The 20,035-nt window shown below is 33.3% G+C and carries 18 protein-coding genes; 11 read left to right on the forward strand and 7 right to left on the reverse strand.

What is annotated here, in order from left to right:
* Window positions 1-24: 24 nt before the first annotated feature.
* On the forward strand, window positions 25-1,023 hold the full coding sequence (locus MT340_RS01945; RefSeq protein WP_243603527.1) for a D-lactate dehydrogenase: 999 nt from the start codon (window positions 25-27) through the stop codon (window positions 1,021-1,023).
* Between the two features lie 70 nt (window positions 1,024-1,093).
* On the opposite strand, the gene copZ is transcribed toward MT340_RS01945, so the two are convergent.
* From copZ to MT340_RS01960, 3 genes are all read right to left on the reverse strand, one after another.
* Window positions 1,094-1,300 carry a copper chaperone CopZ gene (gene copZ / locus MT340_RS01950; protein ID WP_243588545.1) on the reverse strand — a complete coding sequence of 69 codons (207 nt, stop codon included), beginning with the start codon at window positions 1,298-1,300 and terminating at the stop codon, window positions 1,094-1,096.
* 98 nt (window positions 1,301-1,398) lie between these two features.
* The gene (locus MT340_RS01955) at window positions 1,399-3,786 is read right to left on the reverse strand and encodes a heavy metal translocating P-type ATPase (RefSeq protein WP_243590219.1); all 2,388 of its coding nucleotides are present in this window, start codon (window positions 3,784-3,786) and stop codon (window positions 1,399-1,401) included.
* Window positions 3,787-3,934: 148 nt separating this feature from the next.
* Window positions 3,935-4,141 carry a hypothetical protein gene (locus MT340_RS01960; protein ID WP_243588546.1) on the reverse strand — a complete coding sequence of 69 codons (207 nt, stop codon included), beginning with the start codon at window positions 4,139-4,141 and terminating at the stop codon, window positions 3,935-3,937.
* A gap of 275 nt (window positions 4,142-4,416) precedes the next feature.
* Here MT340_RS01960 and MT340_RS01965 point away from each other — a divergent pair, with 275 nt between their 5' ends.
* The 3 genes from MT340_RS01965 to MT340_RS01975 all read left to right on the forward strand — a co-directional run bounded on the left by MT340_RS01965 (window position 4,417) and on the right by MT340_RS01975 (window position 8,774).
* A complete protein-coding gene (locus MT340_RS01965) occupies window positions 4,417-5,286 on the forward strand; it encodes an SDR family oxidoreductase (RefSeq protein ID WP_243588547.1) in 870 nt (289 codons plus the stop codon).
* 148 nt (window positions 5,287-5,434) lie between these two features.
* Window positions 5,435-6,019, forward strand: coding sequence for a sugar O-acetyltransferase (locus MT340_RS01970; RefSeq protein WP_243603528.1), 585 nt, complete (start codon window positions 5,435-5,437; stop codon window positions 6,017-6,019).
* A 250-nt stretch (window positions 6,020-6,269) separates the two neighbouring features.
* Window positions 6,270-8,774: a glycosyltransferase gene (locus MT340_RS01975; protein ID WP_243588549.1), complete on the forward strand. Its 2,505-nt coding sequence runs from the start codon at window positions 6,270-6,272 to the stop codon at window positions 8,772-8,774.
* Window positions 8,775-8,822: 48 nt separating this feature from the next.
* On the opposite strand, the gene MT340_RS01980 is transcribed toward MT340_RS01975, so the two are convergent.
* The gene (locus MT340_RS01980) at window positions 8,823-9,773 is read right to left on the reverse strand and encodes an NAD-dependent epimerase/dehydratase family protein (RefSeq protein ID WP_243588550.1); all 951 of its coding nucleotides are present in this window, start codon (window positions 9,771-9,773) and stop codon (window positions 8,823-8,825) included.
* Window positions 9,774-10,066: 293 nt separating this feature from the next.
* Between MT340_RS01980 and pruA the strand changes: the two genes are divergently transcribed.
* From pruA to MT340_RS02000, 4 genes are all read left to right on the forward strand, one after another.
* A complete protein-coding gene (gene pruA / locus MT340_RS01985; RefSeq protein ID WP_243588551.1) occupies window positions 10,067-11,611 on the forward strand; it encodes an L-glutamate gamma-semialdehyde dehydrogenase in 1,545 nt (514 codons plus the stop codon).
* 231 nt (window positions 11,612-11,842) lie between these two features.
* On the forward strand, window positions 11,843-12,070 hold the full coding sequence (locus tag MT340_RS01990) for a FeoA family protein (protein WP_243588552.1): 228 nt from the start codon (window positions 11,843-11,845) through the stop codon (window positions 12,068-12,070).
* Window positions 12,071-12,075: 5 nt separating this feature from the next.
* Window positions 12,076-14,070 (forward strand): ferrous iron transport protein B, encoded by a 1,995-nt coding sequence (gene feoB, locus MT340_RS01995; protein ID WP_243588553.1) that lies wholly within the window; start codon window positions 12,076-12,078, stop codon window positions 14,068-14,070.
* Between the two features lie 12 nt (window positions 14,071-14,082).
* A complete protein-coding gene (locus MT340_RS02000) occupies window positions 14,083-14,262 on the forward strand; it encodes a FeoB-associated Cys-rich membrane protein (RefSeq protein ID WP_243588554.1) in 180 nt (59 codons plus the stop codon).
* A gap of 72 nt (window positions 14,263-14,334) precedes the next feature.
* Here MT340_RS02000 and MT340_RS02005 read toward each other — a convergent pair whose 3' ends face one another.
* Entirely contained in the window at window positions 14,335-14,781 is a 447-nt protein-coding gene (locus MT340_RS02005; protein WP_243588555.1) for a VOC family protein, read from the reverse strand.
* Window positions 14,782-14,859: 78 nt separating this feature from the next.
* Window positions 14,860-15,405 carry a TetR family transcriptional regulator gene (locus tag MT340_RS02010; RefSeq protein WP_243588556.1) on the reverse strand — a complete coding sequence of 182 codons (546 nt, stop codon included), beginning with the start codon at window positions 15,403-15,405 and terminating at the stop codon, window positions 14,860-14,862.
* Between the two features lie 334 nt (window positions 15,406-15,739).
* Between MT340_RS02010 and MT340_RS02015 the strand changes: the two genes are divergently transcribed.
* Together MT340_RS02015 and MT340_RS02020 are read left to right on the forward strand one after the other, a co-directional pair.
* Window positions 15,740-16,201, forward strand: a complete 462-nt coding sequence (locus MT340_RS02015; RefSeq protein ID WP_243588557.1) for a hypothetical protein — start codon at window positions 15,740-15,742, stop codon at window positions 16,199-16,201.
* A 286-nt stretch (window positions 16,202-16,487) separates the two neighbouring features.
* A complete protein-coding gene (locus MT340_RS02020) occupies window positions 16,488-17,009 on the forward strand; it encodes a methylated-DNA--[protein]-cysteine S-methyltransferase (RefSeq protein ID WP_243588558.1) in 522 nt (173 codons plus the stop codon).
* A 420-nt stretch (window positions 17,010-17,429) separates the two neighbouring features.
* Here the strand turns inward: MT340_RS02020 and MT340_RS02025 are convergent, their stop codons facing one another.
* On the reverse strand, window positions 17,430-18,596 hold the full coding sequence (locus tag MT340_RS02025) for a hydroxymethylglutaryl-CoA synthase (protein ID WP_243588559.1): 1,167 nt from the start codon (window positions 18,594-18,596) through the stop codon (window positions 17,430-17,432).
* 283 nt (window positions 18,597-18,879) lie between these two features.
* Between MT340_RS02025 and MT340_RS02030 the strand changes: the two genes are divergently transcribed.
* Window positions 18,880-20,034: a thiolase family protein gene (locus tag MT340_RS02030; RefSeq protein ID WP_243588560.1), complete on the forward strand. Its 1,155-nt coding sequence runs from the start codon at window positions 18,880-18,882 to the stop codon at window positions 20,032-20,034.
* The last annotated feature ends 1 nt before the right edge of the window (window position 20,035 follow it).

Below are 20,035 nucleotides of genomic sequence, written 5' to 3' on the forward strand. Positions count from 1 at the left end.
TAAGAAGAAAAGAGATGATACATCATGACTAAGATCAAAATAATGAGTGTTCGCGATGAAGATATTCCGTATATCGAAGAGTGGGCAACAAAAAATAAAGTGGAAGTAGAATTAAATAAAGCTTTTTTAACTGAAGAGAATGTGGATAGTGTTCAAGGGTTTGATGGATTATCTCTATCTCAACAGCATCCTCTTTCAGAAGAAGTATTTGCGAAGTTACAACAATTTGGAATAAAACAAATTGCACAACGTAGCGCTGGCTTCGATACGTATGATTTAAATTTAGCTTCGAAATACAATATTATTGTGTCAAATGTTCCTTCATATTCTCCAAGTTCGATTGCTGAATTTGCGGTAACTCAAGCAATTAATATTGTCCGAAATCAAAATGATATTCAGTGCAAATTACGTGCGCATGATTTTAGATGGGAGCCTTCAATATTATCACGTTCAATTAGCGAATTAACTGTGGCTGTCATTGGTACGGGTCGCATTGGTTCAATTACTGCAAAGATATTTGCGAAAGGCTATAACAGTCGCGTAGTTGCGTACGATCCTTTTCCAAGTGAGCACGTAGCACAATATGTAGACTATAAAAACACGTTAGAAGATGCGTTGAAAGAGGCAGATATTGTGACCGTCCATATACCTGAGACAAAATATAATCATCATTTATTCGATGCATCTCACTTCGCCCAATTCAAACGAGGTGCCGTCTTTGTTAACGCCGCGAGAGGTTCGATTGTTGATACCAAAGCATTACTTAGTGCTATTGATGAAGGACATATCAAAGGCGCGGCACTAGATACTTACGAACATGAAAGAGGGTTATTCCCTGGAGATTACCGTCAAAAAGCCTATAATGACGAATTATTAGATGAACTCATTGCGCGTGAAGATATTCTTTTAACGCCACACATCGCGTTTTATACTGATGCAGCCGTGAAAAATTTAATCGTAGATGCATTAGACGCTACAATGGATGTACTTAATACAGGTACTACTCGACTAAGAGTGAATTAAAAAATTCCAAGAGAAGCGCATCATCGCGTCTTCTCTTGGAACTTCATATTATGATTATTAAAGTCATCGATTATTTTACATCATAGCCTTGATCTTCGATGGCATCTTTCATTTCTTTCATTGAAACTTTATTGTCATCGTAATCGACTCTAACTTCATTTTTATCTAAATCTACTTCAGCGCTTCTCACACCGTTGATTTTAGCTAATGCTGATTCAATTGCATTTCTGCAATGATCACAACTCATACCATCTACTTTAATTACATCATTAATCATTTTACGTCACCTCCGAGAACTTCAATACTTATATACCCATATTTTACTCTTTTTATTATTGAAACAAAATAAAATAGAATTATGTTAATGACAAACATCTATAGCTTCATACGTTTTAAACGTAAGGCATTGCTTACAACACTTACAGAACTTAACGCCATCGCTGCACCAGCAATCCATGGCGCTAATAAGCCCATGGCTGCAATTGGAATACCTGCGACATTATAACCGAACGCCCAGAATAGATTCTGCTTAATATTACGAATCGTCTTATCACTCGCACGAATCGCTTTAGGTACTAAATGGATATCGCCCCCTAGTATAGTGATGTCAGCCGCTTCAATCGCCACTTCTGTTCCTGTACCCATCGCTATACCAATATCCGCTTTCACTAATGCAGGCGCATCATTAATGCCATCGCCAACCATCGCAACTTTATGATCATTCGTTTGTAACTTGCCAATATGTTGCGCTTTATCTTCCGGTAAGACATTCGCGATAACTTGGTCAATGCCAACTTCATCTGCAATTGCTCGCGCCGTACGTTCATTATCTCCAGTCAGCATCACCGTGCGAATATGCATATCATTTAACTGTTGAATCGCTTCTTTTGCAGAAGACTTCACCGTATCCGCAACAGCAATCATGCCTTTCAACTCGCCGTCATACGCCGCTAACATAACCGTTTGGCCCTTCGTCTCAAGTGCTTCCATCTTAGACAGCACATCGCTAATATCAATACCATTATCCGTCATAAATTTACGATTGCCCACGTATAACGTTTTATTCTCAATCACCGCTTGCACCCCATGACCAGGCAACGTGCGGTAATCAACAACCTCAGTAGTAGCCACACCTTGTTCACGCGCGTAACTTACAATCGCAGTAGCCAACGGGTGCTCTGAATTACTTTCAACAGATGCAATAAATGACAATATTTCTTTTGCTCCTTGGAAATAGGTTACCTCAGGTTTCCCATGTGTTAACGTACCCGTTTTATCAAACACCACCGTATCGACCTGGTGAGTACGTTCTACATATTCGCCACCTTTAAATAAGATACCTTGTTCCGCAGCGCGACCAGTCCCAACCATAATAGACGTAGGTGTAGCAAGACCAAGTGCACATGGACATGCAATTACCAACACAGAGATGGCTGCGACTAAGGCATCCTCAAATTGTCCAGGATGAACAAATACTAGCCAAATTAAAAATGTAAGTACTGCAATACCAATAACAATCGGTACAAAATAGCCAGAAATAATATCAGCTAAACGCTGAATAGGAGCTTTAGAACTTTGCGCATCTTCAACAACCTTAATAATGTTAGATAGCGCAGTGTCTTTACCCACTTTAGTGGCTTTAATCGTAATAACACCATTGGTATTAATTGTTGAACCAATCACGGTATCATCGACTTGCTTATCAATCGGCATCGATTCACCAGTAAGCATTGATTCATCTACAGCCGTTTCACCTTTGATAATTTGACCATCTACCGGTATTTTTTCGCCAGGTTTAATTAATAATGTATCGTTCACGTTAACTTGATCTAAAGGTACCATCTGTTGTGTGCCGTCATCACTAACAATACGCGCTTCTTTCGCCTGTAAATTTAACAACTCACTTAACGCATTTGTCGTTTGTGATTTAGCTCTTGCTTCTAAATATTTTCCGAAAAGAATAAGCGTAATTAATACGGCACTCGTTTCGAAATATAGATGAGGTGTGGTAGTAGTACCCATTAGCCACTTAATCATTTCATAAATACTGTAAAAGTAAGCAGCACTTGTACCTAAAGCGACTAACACATCCATATTGGCGCCACCATTACGCAAGTTCTTATATGCGCCTACATAAAATTGCCAGCCAATAATAAATTGGATAGGGGTCGCTAAAATAAATTGAAACCAAGGATTCATTAAAATCTCAGGCAAGTGCATATTGAATAAATGAACAAGCATCGTCATTAAGAGAGGTAAGGAAAGGAACGCAGAAATAATAAGCTTGTTACGTTTATGCATCAACTCTCGTTCTTTACGTGACGTTTGTTCTTCTTCAGTTTGTTTCGGTTCAGCATCATAACCCAACTTTTGAATGCGACCAATAAGCGTATCAATATCTGTTTGCCCAGGATAATAATCAATCGCAGCCTGTTCAGTCGTTAAATTTACGTTAGCCTGTTTTACACCGTCAGTTTTATTTAACACCTTTTCAATACGATTAGAACATGCTGCACAGGTCATGCCAGTAATATCTAGCTCTGCTTTATCAGTGGACACATCGTATCCTAACTTTTGAACGATATCGACAAAATCATTTATTGTATACTCACTTGAATCGTATTCGATATTCGCTTTTTCAGTCGTTAAATTAACTTGCGCATCTACATGATCCATTTTATTGAGACGTTTCTCTATTCTATTAGAGCATGCCGCACAGGTCATGCCAGTAATCGCTAACGTTGTTTTACTATCTTGGCTCATTTTTGCACCTCCTCTAACATTCATGTTTAATATACCCCCTAAGGGTATTTCAGTCAATAACTCTGTTTGACCATTTTCAAATAAAAAAGCACACATATCAGAACATTCGTCTAACATGTATGCTATCACTTGCATGTTATATTTATTTTTAGAAAAAATCAGAAGGATTAAAGTGATCTAAGTGTAAATCTTTTAAATTATTGAAATCATAATTTGAAATCGATTGAACAAATTGACCATCTTTTACTTCGTTATAATAGTGATTAGCTTCGTTAACAATATCGTGGTCTTGGAATGTTTTTACAATACCAAGGACAATTAGTAAAGCAATCATTCCTTTAAATAAGCCTTTCATTTGTTATCACACTTCCTGTCTTTTTTTAAGATGTATTATCGCAAATTATTAACTTTCTGTTTAATTTAATCTAATTATATAAGGTTATTAAATAAATTTCATGCATCTTTAGTACGGATTTCTCGTCATTCAAAAGTTGTAAACTTAACGAATGAGTAATTGGAAATCTTTTTTGAATTTAAATTTAATTTTCCTAAATAAAAATTATATTATTAGTTGTTTTAAAAAATCATTAAATGGGAACGGTTAAGTAAATGACAAAGGAGTGAGCATGAATGAATTTATTAGAATTTCATAAAAAAATAAAAGGCTATACTCAATCGGAACAACCTGGTAGTGAAAAGGATATGGATCCAAGACCAGTTACGGAATTAGATGAATATAAAGCAGCAGGCAAATTAAAAGGTAAAGTAGCGCTTATTACTGGTGGTGACTCAGGTATTGGTCGCTCAGTGGCCATCTTATTTGCGAAAGAAGGCGCAAACGTTGCTATTGGTTACTACAATGAACATGAAGACGCTGAAGAAACAGTTAATCGTCTTAAAGAAATCGGCGTAGAAGCGAAAGCTTATGCACATGATTTAAAAGATGCACAACAATCTAAAGATTTAGTGGAAAATGTAGTTAAAGACTTTGGTGGATTAAATATTTTAGTCAATAATGGTGCAGTTCAATTTCCACAAGATGATTTCTTAGATATTACGCCTGAACAATTTAAAGAAACATTTGATACAAATATCTTTGGTATGTTCTTCTTATCACAAGCGGCAGTACCACACCTGCATGAAAATGATGCCATTATTAACACAACAAGTGTAACGGCTTATCGTGGATCAGGTCATTTAATTGATTATTCTTCAACTAAAGGTGCAATTGTATCATTCACACGTTCATTAGCGACAACGTTAATGGAGAAAAATATTCGTGTAAACGGCGTTGCACCAGGTCCAATTTATACGCCACTTATTCCTTCAACATTTGATGAAGACAAAGTGGAAAACCAAGGTGGCGACACACCAATGGGTAGACGTGGCCAACCTGCTGAACTTGCGCCAGCATATGTATTCTTAGCTACTAATGCAGATAGCTCTTATATCACAGGTCAAATTATTCACGTGAATGGTGGAGACTATATTACGTCATAATCGTGACATAAATATAAAGATTATAATCCCTGGAAGTAAATGACTTCCGGGGATTTTTTAATGTCATTATTGATATGTAATGGACTTTTCGTGCTAAAACAAGAAAGATTGTTTAAACTTTAACTAACTATAAAAGTAGGTGAGGATTATGACTGAAAAAGATAAAATGCTAGCGCATCAATGGTATGATGCTAATTTTGATAAAGAATTAGACGCGGATCGTATTCGCGCAAAAGATTTGTGTTTCGAACTTAATCAAACGCGTCCAAGTAATCAAGAAAAAAGAAAAGAAATACTAACAGAATTATTTGGATATGAAGCGGAAAATTTAGCCCTGATGAGCCCGTTTGATACAGATTACGGTTGGAATGTGAAACTAGGCCGAAATGTATTTGTAAATAGTAACTGCTACTTTATGGACGGTGGCGGTATCACTATTGGTAACGACGTCTTTATTGGCCCTTCATGTGGTTTTTATACTGCTAATCATCCACTTACATACAAAGAACGCAATAAAGGCCTTGAATTAGCACAACCCATTATAATCGGTAATAATATTTGGTTCGGTGGAAATGTAGTAGTTACGCCTGGTGTCACTATTGGAAATGGCTCGGTCATTGCAGCAGGGAGTGTAGTAACGAAAGATGTGCCTGAGAATAGTTTAGTTGCTGGCGTTCCAGCCAAAGTGGTACGCACAATCACTGAAGAAGATGCGCCAAAGATTAGTGAGTAAAAGTAATCCTTTCAATTATGATCTAAGCTCAATTAGACAATGATTGGAAGGTTTTTATTTTTGAAAATAATTGAAAGTACTTTCTGTGATAATTTAATATATAATAAATAGTATAAATAAATGATATAATTAAAAAGATTAGGAACGATAGTGATATTGTTATCCAAAACAAATTTTTAATAAATAATAAAGTGAATCATTACTTTAAAAAGCATCGAAAGAATGAAACAACTTAGAAAGGAAATGAAGTATGACACTTAAAAACTTTATAGCGAATCAAAGCCAACGTAAATTAAAATTTATTTCTGAACCTGTTAAAAGACAAAGAAAGTCAGATTATACGCGTAAAATAATGAAGTATGCCAAATACTATGAAGATATTAAAGTGGATAATCATTCTATTTTATATCAAGTAAGAGACGGAAAAAGTATTACTGACAGTCCGTATGCAGTATTTAAATACTTAATCAATAACAAAAAATATAATAAATATACACATAAATGGGTAGTAGATTCTGAAGAAACATTGAACTATTATAAACAGAAATTGAATAAGTATCGTAATGTTGAATTTATCATTAAGGAATCTAATGACTATTTAAAAGCGTTAGTAGAATGTAAGTATTTATTTAATAATTCAACGTTTCCAGCTTATTTTATTAAAAAACCAAATCAAGTATATATCAATACGTGGCATGGCACTCCTTTAAAATATATGGGATTAGATATTGAAAATGGTTTACGAGGGTCTCAGAACATTATTAAAAACTTCTTAGCAAGTGATTATTTAATTAGTCCTAATCCACATACGACTAAGATATTCAAAAAAGCATTTAAACTTGAAAATATTTATGGCGGGGAAATCTTAGAAATTGGTTATCCTCGAATTGATTTAACTTTAAAAACAAACCCTCAGACAATTACAGAGGAATTGAAAGCGCACATAAAAATTAGTGATGAAAAAATATTATTATATTGTCCAACATGGAGAGGGGAAGATGTTGATAATCCTGAAGAAAGCTTAAAAAATATTGTTGATGAAATAGAAAAATTAAAAAATAACCTCGATTATCAAGTGCTCGTAAAAGTGCATCCATTCATATTTAAAGAGGCTAATAAAAATGCTCAATTAAAACCATATCTCATTCCTGATTATTTCGATACAAATGAAATATTGTCAGTGGCAGATTTAATGGTGACGGACTACTCAAGTATCTTTTTCGATTATCTCGTAACGGATCGACCAATTATTTTCTATACGCCAGATTATGAAGACTATAAAACATCAAGAGGAATGTATATTAATAGTGATGCGTTACCTGGTCCTGTCGTTCATACTATTGAAAAGGTTATAGAGAATATAAAAAATGAAACTTATAATTCAATATCTGTGAAAAATAAATACATTCACTTCAAAAATACATATACTCATTTAGATCATGGTGAAGTCACAGAACATCTTGTTAAATCACTTTTCAAAAATAAAAGAGTAAGTTCTAAGCCTAAAAAATGTAATAAAAAACGAGTTTTAATATATCCTGGAGGAATGAAAAATAACGGGATAACTTCTTCTGTAATTAATTTATTAGAAAATATAGATTACGATAAATATGATGTAACTATTTTTACAAATAGAAGTAATAATCAAGAGATTTTAAATAATATTAATAACGTTAATAAAAATGTGAGAATTATTTTAAGAGTAGGGCCATTGGCTGCTTCGTTAAGAGAAACATACAAAGTGGATTTCGTCAGACAAAGAGGATTAAAAGGTGCAATTGAGCGCTTTATTTATCCGAAAAATGTGTATGAGCGAGAAATAAGAAAGGTGTTCGGCAACAGCCAATTTGATTATGCGATTGATTTCAGTGGCTATTCTATGTTCTGGGCAAATCTTATTCTAGCGACAAATACAAAACGTAAATTAGTGTATCTACATAGTGATATAAAAGCAGATATGGACAGAACAGTGAATGGAGTTCGACCACATTACCAAAACTTGAAAGGTGTTATTTCTTTATATCCAAAATTTAATAAATTAGTTTGTGTTTCTGAAGCATCTAAAAAACAGAATAAAGAAAAAATAAATATAAGAGCTTTAAATAAAAAATTTGTCGTCTCAAGAAATACAATTAATCTAACTAAAATTAAACAACTTGTTGTAGATGATGCAGATCAATTTGAAAAAAATCACAAGCCTGTGTTAGTGAATATTGATAATGGTAACGTTGGTGCTGTAGAGTTTAATGACAATGACTTTAAGATTGTTACGGTAGGAAGGTTATCACCTGAAAAGGGCTTTGATTTATTAATTGAAGCGGTTAGTAAAATAGTTAAACGCTATCCAAATACTAAATTGTATATTATGGGTGAAGGTCCTTTAAGAAAAACGTTACAGAAACTAATTAAAAAATTAAAAGTAGAAAATCACGTCTATTTATTAGGTCAAAGAAAAAATCCATTTTACATAATGAAACAAGCAGATGCCTTTGCGTTAACTTCGTACTATGAAGGACAATCTATGGTGTTACTTGAAGCCTTAACGCTTAAAATGAATGTTGTTGCTTCAGATATTGTGGCTAATAGATATGTATTAAAGGATGGAGATTATGGTGCTTTAGTTAGTCATGAGACGGATGAAATAGCTAAACAAATCGAATTGTTTATGACAAGACAAAATAAAAAATACGAGGAATTTGATGCCGGAGAATATAATAAATTAGCTATCGAAGAGTTTTATTCACTTTTAAAATAAAATAATTTACCACGGTCAACGTAGATACACGATGACCGTGATTTTTTATTAGAAAGTAATTTTATTTTTATTGTTATAAGCTAAATAGGCTTTGATGCCTTCATCGATAGTATATTGAGGCGTATATCCAAGCGCTTTAAGTGGCGTAATGTCAGCACAAGAATGCTTAATATCGCCAAGTCGTGGTGCTTTAAATGAATATGGAATGCTATATCCGAAGCCCTTTTCAAAAGCACTAAAGACCGCTTTCAAATTGGTTTGTGATCCAGTACCCACATTATAAATTTGTCCATTAGTCTCAGAAGATTGAACGGTTAACCATAATGCAGAAATTAAATCATCAATATAGACAAAATCACGAGTTTGCTCGCCATCTCCATAGAATGTGAACTCTGATTGGTGAGTAAATTTACTGTTCATAATAGATAATACGCCCGAATAATCAGAATTTGGATTCTGTCTAGGACCATAAATATTGAAGAATCTTAAACAAGCGCAAGGGACTTGATAGAGATTATTATAAATTTTAGCATATTGTTCTCCTGAAAATTTCTGAATCGCATATGGTGAAAGTGGGAAAACTTTAGAGTCAGAAACTGATTTTGGTAAATCAGGTAAGTTGCCATAAACTGCTGCTGAAGAGGCAAAAATCAATTTCTTAATATTTGGATTCCATTTGCGTGTAGCTTCTAGTAAATTGACTGTAGCTTCTATATTTACTTCATTAGAGAGCTTAGGCTTTTCTATAGTTTCAACTACACTCACCATAGCTGCTAGGTGAATAATATAATCGAATTGTTCTTTTTTAATTAAATGCGTTACAAAGTTATAATCAGTGATGTCTTTAATATAAATATTTTCTTTTTTAACGAAAGGGATATTTTCTAAAAAGCCAGTGCTAAGATTATCTATGATATGGACGTCAATATGTTCGTTCATAAATTTTTGTGCTACATGAGAACCAATAAAACCTGCTCCTCCAGTAATTAAAACTTTCATAATATACTTCCTTTTCTCTAGATGTCGGTAATTTGTGCTGATTATATTATACTTCATTTTTATAAAATTATAAATTGAATATAAAATAATATTGTTTTACAAAATGTAAATGTGATAGAAAAGTGTCTATTATTTTGATAAGTAAAACTTTTCAGATAATATTATGTAAGCGATTGCAAAATGGGGTAGTTACATAGTAAAATAAAAGTAATGATACGAATTATCATTTCATGTAAGTCAAGTTTTACGTAAATCGTTTTAAATTCTTACAAAAACATAGGGGGTAATTAAGAATGGTAGTACCTTTCAAAAATGAACCTGGGATTGATTTTTCAGTACAAGAAAATGTCGAAAGATTTCAAAAAACGTTAGAACAAGTTAAAAGTGAATTAGGTCAAACACTTCCAATCGTTATTGATGGGGAGCACATTACTAAAGATGATACATTTGATTCAATTAATCCAGCGAACACTTCTGAAGTCATTGCTAAAGTTTCAAAAGCAACCAAAGAAGATGTTGAAAAAGCATTTGAATCTTCAAATAAAGCATATAAAGAATGGAGTAAGTGGTCACATAGAGATCGTGCAGAATTATTATTACGTGTAGCTGCAATCATCCGTCGTCGTAAAGAAGAAATTTCTGCTGTTATGGTATATGAAGCAGGTAAACCATGGGATGAAGCAGTTGGCGATGCTGCAGAAGGTATTGACTTCATTGAATACTATGCACGTTCAATGATGGATTTAGCAGACGGTAAACCAGTATTAGACCGTGAAGGTGAACATAATAGATACTTCTACAAACCTATTGGTACTGGTGTGACAATACCACCATGGAACTTCCCGTTCGCAATTATGGCTGGTACAACAATGGCACCTGTAGTTGCAGGTAATACTGTCTTATTAAAACCTGCTGAAGATACAGTTTTAATTGCATATAAATTAATTGAAATTTTAGAAGAGGCAGGTCTTCCTAAAGGGGTAGTAAACTTTGTACCTGGCGATCCGAAAGAAATCGGTGATTACTTAGTAGATTCTGTTCACACACACTTTGTAACATTTACAGGTTCACGTGCAACTGGTACACGTATCTATGAACGCAGTGCAGTTGTGCAAGAAGGTCAAACATTCTTAAAACGTGTCATCGCTGAAATGGGTGGTAAAGATGCCATCGTTGTAGATGAAAATATTGATACTGACTTAGCAGCACAATCAATCGTAACATCTGCATTTGGCTTCTCAGGTCAAAAATGTTCAGCATGTTCACGTGCCATCGTACACAGCTCTGTATATGATGAAGTATTAGAAAAAGCAATTGAATTAACAAAAGACCTTACAGTAGGTAATACTGTGGATAACACATTTATGGGTCCTGTAATTAATAAAAAACAATTCGATAAAATTAAAAAATATATCGAAATTGGTGGTAAAGAAGGTAAAGTTGAAATCGGTGGTGAAGCTGACGATTCAACAGGTTACTTCATTAAACCAACAATTATTTCAGGCTTAAAATCTTCTGATCAAGTGATGCAAGAAGAAATTTTCGGTCCAGTTGTTGGCTTTACTAAATTTGATAGCTTTGAAGAAGCAATCGAAATTGCGAACGATACAGATTACGGTTTAACAGGTGCAGTCATCACTAATAACCGTGAAAACTGGATTAAAGCAGTTAACGAATTCGATGTAGGTAACTTATACTTAAATCGTGGTTGTACTGCAGCAGTTGTAGGTTACCATCCATTCGGTGGTTTCAAAATGTCAGGTACAGATGCTAAAACTGGTAGCCCAGACTACTTATTAAACTTCTTAGAACAAAAAGTCGTTTCAGAAATGTTCTAATATAAATTTCAATACGATTGCCATACAAGGTGAAGAGTCTTACTAAACTCTTCCTTTGTATGGCATTTTTTTGTTTTTAACAATACAAATTAAATGAGTAATTAATATTGAAAATCATTTTCATTAAATCGACACACTTTTTAATTGAGGGATATTGTATAAAAGAAAAGCTAGGTATATGATATTTTTATTGATAATGATTATCAAATGAAATTTAGAAAGCGTGATTTTATGCTAAATCTAACAAAAGGCATTAAAGATAGAAATTATAAGGTTGAAGCAATAAATATAAAAAATAAAAGTATGTTATACCGATTAAGTGCATTTGGTTTAACAAAAGGAACTACGATTAAAATTAAACAAAAATGTCTATTAAATGGGCCTAGTGTAGTCGAAATAAATGGACAATATCTTAGTATCCGTCAACGTGATGCTCATCTTATTGTGTTAGAGGAGTAATCAATATGGATAATAGCTTTTGTATACTAGGTAATCCGAATGTTGGCAAAACCTCATTATTTAATGCATTAACAGGATCATATGAATATGTAGGCAATTGGAGCGGCGTCACTGTTGAGAAAAAAATAGGCAAATTGAAACAAAATTTAGGAGAGTTAATTGACTTACCAGGTTTGTATGATTTATCTCCTATTTCAAAAGATGAAAGTGTAGTCACTGATTATTTAATGAAATCATCATTTTCAGGCATGATTAATATCATTGATGCTAGCCAATTAAAAAGAAATTTGCATCTAACTATACAGTTATTAGAATTAAATAGTCCTACAATTATTGGTTTAAATATGATTGATGTGGCTACAAAAAGAGGCATACAAATTGATTATGAGATACTAATGAGAAAATTAAGAATCCCTGTTTTTCCTATAGTGGCAAGAAACGCTAAGGGGACTAATGATTTATTAAAGGAACTCAATTATTTAAAACCTGAAGAAAGACAGTTATTTAAAATTAAATACGATGAAGATATTGAAAAGACAATTCAAGAAATTTGTTCAGTTATTCAACAACATACTGATTATCCAACTGAGCGTTTACGATTTATTGCTATTCAATATTTATTAGACAACTTAAAAATATATCAAGAATTAGATACTCAAATTTTAGAGCAATTAAAACCATTGAAGAATCAATTAAATAGTTTATCTGAAATTGATGTTCATACACGTATTGCGCAAACTAGAAATCAGTATATCGATACATTATTAAAAGATGTAATTAACTATCCTAAAGAAGAAAGACAATTTTTAACTGAAAAAGTAGATAAAATTTTAATGAATAAATATTTGGGCATACCAATATTTTTAGGCATAATGTGGTTGATTTTCCAAACTACATTTACTTGGGTAGGTACGCCACTATCCGATCAGATGGATAGCTTTATCAGCAACCAACTAACAGATTGGATAAAAATAGTAATGAATCACTTACACATATTGCCATTTCTTCAAGATTTAATTACAGATGGCATTATTGCCGGCGTTGGTTCCGTTCTTGTTTTCGTTCCACAAATTGTGGTGCTATTCTTCTTCATTTCCCTTTTGGAAGATTCAGGATATATGGCAAGAATTGCAGTATTAATGGATAAAACAATGGAATCGATAGGGTTGAGTGGTAAATCTTTTATTCCAATGATCATAGGATTTGGTTGTAACGTTCCAAGCATTATGGCAGCCCGTAGCATTGAGAATGAAAAAGAGCGATTAATTACTATTCTAATAGCCCCTTTTATGTCGTGTTCAGCGCGGTTACCTGTATATGCATTATTTGTTGGTATATTCTTTAAAAATTATCAATCTTTAGTGGTATTAAGTTTATATGTTTTAGGTATTGTAGTCGCGCTTATCGTTAGCACAATTTTAAATCGTTTTATTTTGAAAAATGAGGACGCAATTTTTATCGTGGAATTACCGACTTATCGTTTCCCTTCTATAAAAACTTTATGGAGAAGTACTTGGGAAAAAGCAAAAGGATTTGTTAGAAAAGCGGGTACTTTTATTTTTGGCGGATCAGTTGTTATTTGGACTTTAAGTTACATTGGACCACATGGCGTTAATGTGAAAATAGATCAAAGCTTTATGCATATTTTAGGAGAAATGGTCGCACCATTAATTGCACCACTAGGATTTGGTAGCTGGCAAGCAGGAGCAACATTAATTCCAGGCTTCTTAGCTAAAGAAGTTATTATCAGTTCTATGGCGATTCTTTATTCTTCAAGTGAAGACGGTCTTGTCAATGTTATTCAACAACAGTTTACACCACTTTCAGCTTATGCATTTATGGTGTTTATTTTACTGTATGTTCCATGTATTTCGACGGTCGCTACAATTCGTAAAGAAACATCATCATGGAAATGGACTGGTTTTGGATTAATTTATCCTATAGTGACAGCTTATGTTTTAACATTTTTATTTTATCAAATAAGTAAATTATTTATATAAGGGAGTCTTATCATGTATATCTTAATTAATTTAATTATATTTATAGCTATCATTAGCTATACGCTTTTCACATTAGTTAAATTCTTTAAACGTGCTAAACGTGGTAATTGTGGTAGCTGCAAATCAGATTGTCATTGTAATATAGATTCATTAAAAAAAGTCAATGACTATACAGCCACTCATCTAAAATAAATGCTTTTAATACAAAAGAGAGAGATACTCTACTTTGAATAGAGTATCTCTCTTTTGTTTTCTATATTTTTACTATGACATTTTAGAATAATCTTGACCATTTAACATCCAACGTACACCGTATTTATCAGTAAATACGCCCATTTTACCACCCCAGAATTGTTCGGCAAACGGTAATTCGATATTAAGTGATTCATGATCTTTAATCTTATCGTAAAATTGTTCAACTCTCTCAGAATCTTCTTGGTCGTTAACGTCGAAATCAATTAATAATGAAATGCCATTATTAATATTTTCAACACGGCCAAATGAGTCAGAACATAAAATTTTGACACCTAAAACTTCAAATTCAGCATGCATAGTAGAATCTTCAATTTGATCTTTAGTCATTCCGAAACTTTCTGCTTGGCTTTCTCCTACTTTTAATCTGTTGATTTTAGTAGCACCAAATACCTTTTCATAATACTCAAGTGCATCTTTAGCTTTTTCAAAAGACAAATATGGATGTAATTCAGTCATTTTATTACCCCTTTTAAAATTAATGTCTTACAAGGATAATTTTAAATAATCGCTAAGTAAAAGTCGATAATTTACTTATTATTTTGCTTTGATATTAATAAGTTTATGAAAGACTTCGTCCATCTCCTTAGGACTAAGTGTAGCATTTTCGTTTCGCTTCCATTCTAAAAAGCTAGTTAAAACTGCGCCAAAGACATAGAATACTAAACTTGGTGGTACTGAATTGTCAATAGCAATGCGGTGCATATTGTCTTTAAATTCATTTTTTACAGTTTCAATTAAATAATTGTTTCGTGCCTTTTCGAATTCTTTATCCCCATGTTGCTTCAATTCAATCCGTGAAATCTCATCTTTATTGAAAGTATTAGCCAAAATTTGAAAAGGGTTATTTAATCGCTCTTTAATATCTATGGCAAAATAAGCGTTATGCGTTAACTTAAATAAATAATGCAATAGTTCGTATTTATCATAAAAATGTTTATAAAACGTTGTACGGTGTATTTGAGCATTTTTACATATTTTATTGACTGAAATATTAGAGAACATTTCTTTTTCAAGTAAGACATATAAACTTTGAGTTAAGGCCTTTTTAGTTTTAATTACTCTTAAATCTTTATCGTTCATGTTATCTTCTCCCAACATGTACACAATATAAAAAGTAGACAGTTACACATAATATATAATTATAAATTATATTTATAAACAAATAAACCAGCGTTATCAAATAATTTGTGAATTAAGAATAAAATATAAACTTTTTATTTATCAAAATAATATAAAACTTGTGTAAATGGTTTGAGGGGTTTTAAAGTTTTAGAAAAGGGTATATTATTTAAAATAATCAATATAAATATGAAAAATTATTTAACGAATTTTAGTAATATAGTATTTTTTATAAAATTATCCAATACTATTTCAATGTTTTATAAAAATACTTTATATGGGAGGATTAAGCATTATGAAAGGTAGCAAAAAGTTAGATCAAATCAAAGAAGATAATAAAAAACAATTAAAAAAATTATTTAAATATGATAAAAGTAATGCCTTATCATTTAGTAAAGAAGATCGTGAAAAAGTTCAAGATAAATATGGCGTGTATGTCATTTTTGATAACAAAAAACCAATTTTTGTTGGACAAACTGGTGGCTTCTCAACAGGATATCAACCAATTACTAAAGACCTATTTAATAAATTAGGACAATATAATTTAAAATCTGGCGTTGGGACAACTAAATTTAAAAAAGCTTTAGCCCAAGAAAAAGGTGTAAGCGAAGATGACGTTAAAAACATTACTGCGGAAGAATATGGATTAAAATTCCAATATGTAAACGTCAAAGATGAACCAGCATTTATCAACGTTTTAGAAATTTTAGCTATAGAATATGCTAAAGATAAAGGCTATGAATTATATAATTTCTAAAATAATAAAAAAGGGAGTGCACTATAATATGTGATAGTGTGCTCCCTTTTTAAACTATTAGTGAGATTGTTCTTTTTCTAATTCTCTATATTTACGTTTATAGTATTTTGAAAGTTTTAAATCGTGAATGAATGAAATCATTAAATTTATTCGTATTGAAATGTAAATCAACATCATCTTTATTCAAGCCTGCCATCAATAACGCATTCATTATATTTATAATTTGAGTTTCCCGATGTACATTTGTTTAAAACTTCGTCATAATAGCCACAAAGGAGTGAGAGCCATGCCTTATTCAATGCTATATACATCACCTGTTCAAAATTTAGAGATTATTAGTGATGGCACTGCAATTACGCACGTATTGTATAAATACAATTCTTCAGATTTAGAATATACGACAGATTCGAATTTAGCTGTTTTTGGGAAAGTAAAGCAATGGTTGGACGACTATTTCTTAGGAAATAACCCTGTAATTGACTTTCCTTTGAAGCCCCAAGGAACTGAATTTCAACAACGCGTTTGGAAGGTTTTACAAGATATTAATTATGGCGAGTTTAAAACATATGGAGACATTGCTAAACAAGTAGGTAAAACACTAGGTAAATCTAAAATGTCAGCTCAAGCAGTAGGGGGCGCAGTAGGTAAAAACCCAATTTCAATTATCATCCCATGTCACCGTGTAGTAGGAAAAGACGGAAGTTTAACAGGATATGGAGGCACCATCGATAATAAAATTAAACTACTAGAAATTGAAAAAGCAGATATGACACACCTATACAGACCCGCCCATTCCACAAAACCATAAAAAAGAAGCCGCACCAACACGACTTCCATTTAACATATTATTTTGATTATAAATTAAAACATAAATTACAAATGATTTTGTTTGAAGCTTAATAAAGCATAATCATTATGAACCTCAGGACTACGCCACTTAGGAAAGAAATTCGAGAGATGAACAACGAGTGGCGTTGTGTGACGCCCGAGGGAGCAGGATGAGTGTCGAGACCGTGGCTCGACCCAGCCCCCTAGGCAAGCGTCTCAACTTAAGTGGAATGACAATCCATTTAAGAACTGCTTTAGAAGACCTTAGAAATCTCCACAGATTTATCTGTGAGGAATTTCTGGCTGAAACTGTACCCTGGGCAAGCATCACAACAAAACGAGTGGCTGTCCATCTAAGAATTTCTTAACAACTAAAGCGCAATGACAATCCATTTATGGATTACTCAGGACGATGATATTGTCTAATATCCTCTTCAATACTTTCTAAATAGAAGATATCCTTATCATCTTCAGATTTTTCAGTAGTATGATCAAACTCTAACTCATCAAAACGGTTAAAGTACGCTTCATACGTTTCCACTGATACCTCTTCGCGATTATTTAATAACGCTTTATGACCTTCTTTATCTAAATGATCTTCAAAGCCATCAACCAACGTAGCACTAAAGAACTCGCCAACTGAACCAGAACCATAACTGAATAAACCAATCGTTTGCCCAGCTTTAAGGTCTCTATTTTCAAGTAAAGAAATTAAACTTAAATATAAAGAACCAGTATAAATATTACCTACATAACGGTTATAGTATACAGCGTCTTCATAACCAGCAGTTAAACGTTCTTGCGTTGTTTCGTCAGCATCATTAATAATTGAATCTAACGCTTTCTTACCCATTTTAGTGAACGGCACGTGGAAACATAATGATTCGAAATCAGATAATGTTTTACCTTCACGACGTGCATATTCTCCCCAACTCTCTTGGAAAGATTTAATATAAGCATCTTTAGATAAAGCGCCGGCTACTAATGGATATTTATGGCCAGTAGGTCGCCAGAAATCATACACATCTTCAGTGTATGCCACAGCATCATCATTTAATTCTAAAATGCTAGGGTTATGAGAAATCATCATTGCGACAGCACCAGCACCTTGAGTTGGTTCACCGCCTGATTGAATACCATAACGTGCAGTATCACTTGCGATGACTAACACTTTCTCGTTAGGACGTTTCTCAAGATAATCTTTTGCAAGTTGAATCGCTGGTGTAGCAGCATAACATGCTTCTTTCATTTCGAAGCAACGAGCAAATGGTTGAATATCTAATAAGTTGTGAATTTGAACAGCAGCTGCTTTTGCATTATCAATCGCTGATTCAGTAGCTACGATAACCATTCCAATATGTTTTTTATCATCTTCTGTTATAATATCTTTAGCAGCATTCGCTCCCATCGATACGATATCTTGTGATACTGGACTTACAGCCATATGGGTTTGTCCAATACCTATTAAAAATTTATTTGGATCAACTTGGCGTGCTTCTGCAAGCTTAGCCATGTCTACATAGTATTTAGGGACGTAAAAATTAATTTTATCGATACCTATACTCATGGGCGTTACATCCTTTCAAATAATAGTATTAATCATATTAATAATAGAAATATTACGTAAAAATTCAAAATATTATAAAATTTTGGAAAGCGTTTTCATTTTAAATGTTGAAATGCATATTAAAATGTTGTTTAATGCTATTAAACGCAGTAATAATGCATGAAGCAATATTGAATATAACGTTTGTTTTATTGCTATTATTAACAATCATATTAGTAATTATTTTACCAAAATCAATAACTAAAATACAATTATATAGAAACTACATACAAGGAGATAAAGAATGAAAAAAATCGCTATTGTAAGTGCCAAAAGAACTCCAATTGGCAGATATAAAGGGAAATTGAGAAACTATTCAGCAGTTGAACTAGGTACAACTGCGTTAAAAGGTGCTATTGATGCCATTGATATCGATCCTAGCACAATCCAACAAGTCATCTTCGGTAATGTGTTACAAAGTGGTGTCGGACAAAACCCAGCACGCCAGATCGCTATTAAGTCTGGTATTCCAGATGCAACGCCAGCAATGACAATTAATGAAGTATGTGGCTCAGGATTAAAAGCCATCATCTTAGGCAAACAATTAATACAATTAGGTGAAGCAAACGTCGTAGCTGTTGGGGGCGTTGAAAGTATGACGAATGCACCACAGCTTATCTTAAAAGAAGGCGAAGAACCTGTTGAAAGCTTTATGCATGACGGATTAACTGATGCTTTTCATTATGTACCAATGGGCGTGACTGCTGAGAACATTGCTGAGAAATACGATATCACGCGTGAAATGCAAGATGAATTTGCGAATAATTCACAACTTAAAGCAGCTAAAGCAACAGAAGCAGGTAAGTTTGATAACGAAATTATCAGCATGAAAGATGCTGAAGGGGAAGCGATGACATCAGATGAAGGAGTGCGTCCAAACACAAGCGTAGAGAAACTTGCGACGTTAAAGACTATTTTCAAAGAGAATGGTACCGTGACTGGTGGAAATGCTTCAAGCATTAATGATGGTTCATCTGCATTAATCTTAATGGAAGAATCATACGCGAAAGAGCATGGTTTCGAAATTCTAGGTATTATCGGTGATTATGCAGAAGTTGGATGTGATCCACAATTCATGGGTTATGCGCCATTCTATGCCGTTGAAAAGTTATTAGAAAAAACAAATAGCCAAATTGATAGTGTAGACATCGTAGAAATGACGGAAGCATTTGCAGCTCAAAGTATTCCAGTCAAAGATAATTTACACATTCCTGATGAAAAATTGAACATCTACGGCGGAGCGATTGCTTTAGGACATCCAATCGGTGCAAGTGGTGCACGTTTAGTTACAACATTAGTGAATGCGCTTGAACAAGAAGATAAACAAACAGGTATCGCAACTGCTTGTATCGGCGGCGGTTTAGGTATCGCTTTAATGGTTGAAAAAGGAGCGCAGTAAA

It is taken from the genome of Staphylococcus sp. NRL 16/872, assembly GCF_022815905.2.
GTDB lineage: Bacteria > Bacillota > Bacilli > Staphylococcales > Staphylococcaceae > Staphylococcus.